The sequence below is a fragment of the Streptococcus sp. DD13 genome, assembly GCF_001578875.1.
In the GTDB taxonomy this organism is placed as follows: Bacteria; Bacillota; Bacilli; order Lactobacillales; family Streptococcaceae; genus Streptococcus.
In genome coordinates, this window is sequence record NZ_KQ969511.1 from 1 (window position 1) to 1,560 (window position 1,560).

Annotated in this window: 1 protein-coding gene; it reads right to left on the reverse strand. The window is 38.5% G+C overall.

The window, feature by feature from the left end:
* Positions 1-110: 110 nt before the first annotated feature.
* The gene (locus STRDD13_RS08050) at positions 111-1,313 is read right to left on the reverse strand and encodes an IS110 family RNA-guided transposase (protein WP_067103783.1); all 1,203 of its coding nucleotides are present in this window, start codon (positions 1,311-1,313) and stop codon (positions 111-113) included.
* Between the last annotated feature and the right edge of the window lie 247 nt (positions 1,314-1,560).

Genomic DNA, 1,560 nt, shown 5'->3' on the forward strand with positions numbered 1-1,560 from the left:
TTTTTTGAGGGATAGTTCGAGCCATTTTTTTGATATTTGAGCATAGAAAAATGACACCTTATCTGGCATTTTTTGAAACAAGGTGTTAGAATTATAGGGCATAGATGACTTTAATGACTTTGGGCTAAAGTATAGTCGTAAAGTTTATTATGCATTATAAGATAATACATTGTCCTAATGAGACGATGTATAGAGGCAATCGTATGTGGCTTAGTTGAAGTTATCTGCGATTGTCTTTTTCGTTTCTCATAGAAATCTGCGATATGGCAAGGATTGGTATGGCTAGCTGAAGCGATATTGTGAATACATTTGTACAGAATTTTTCTTGCATAAGGATTCCCACGCTTCGTGATATGTTCTTGACCTAGAAAATCTCCTGATTCATAGTGTTTGAGATCAATACCGATAAAAGCGTTGATTTGATTAGCAGACTTAAAACGACGAATATCTCCTAATTCGCCAATAATGCTTGTAGCCGTTGTTTCTGCGATACCAGGAATAGAGAGAAGAATCTTATATTCAGGTAGAGGTTCAGCTAACGCTATCAACTGTTGTAATACTTGTTCCCGACGGTTTGTCAACCTTATAAGTTCCTGTGCATCATACTTAACCTCTTCTACCATAGGAGAGGTTTTTGAAATGCCAGCATAAGATTGCTTCGCCAATCCAACTAACTTCTCAGTCAAGTTACTTACTCTGTTCTCTGAAATGCGTTTAGAGGTTGAGTTGCGAATAGCTTCTTTCAACTCAACTTCTGATAGTTCCAGCACCCAATGCTTGGTTGGGAAGATGGACACGAGATTCCAATATTGCTCACCTGTAGGAGTAGATAGTAGATTCTCGATTTCTGGGAAGGCGACTTGAAGAACTTTGTGCAGCCTATTCTTCGTCCTTACAATATCCTCTGTCAGATTTTGGTAGAATCGGCTAAGATCATGCAAGTTTTGATAGACTTCTTCTTGAACATAAGTTGGCTTACGGTTTAGAACAAATTGTGACGAAGCAAGTTTCTCTGCGTCAATCTTATCGGTTTTTCGGACTCGTAATCCATCAAGTTGCTTCTTAGCTTCCAAAGGATTAAGACGTGTATAGTCATAGCTGTTTTCTTCTAGAAAGGCCTGAAGTCGGCGAGAGTAGACACCAGTAGCTTCGAAAATAATTTCGGGATTGCTCACGGTCTTTAGATCCTCCAGTAGACGAGAAAATCCGATAATGTCATTAGGCATAGTATAGCCATGAACCCTTTCACCATTCACAAGAATAGCGACTTCTGAGCTTGCTTTACTCACATCAATTCCAAAAACTGTCCGCATTATGTTTACCTCTTTGTCTTGAATGATTCCTTATTTTAGTGATTTCATTTTCAATACCCGGCGTCTAGCGTCCAACATACTTTGATAAAATTCTATCTAAAACAGGTGTCTTGCCAGTTTTTTGTACGACGTCTAGCGCCAAAAGAAGCTACGACTTAACAAGACACCTCTACTTTAACATAAAGAAAAAGTAGTGAGTACTCTCTCCCGTCGGAGATTTCTTCACTACTAATCTTAGTATGTTTTT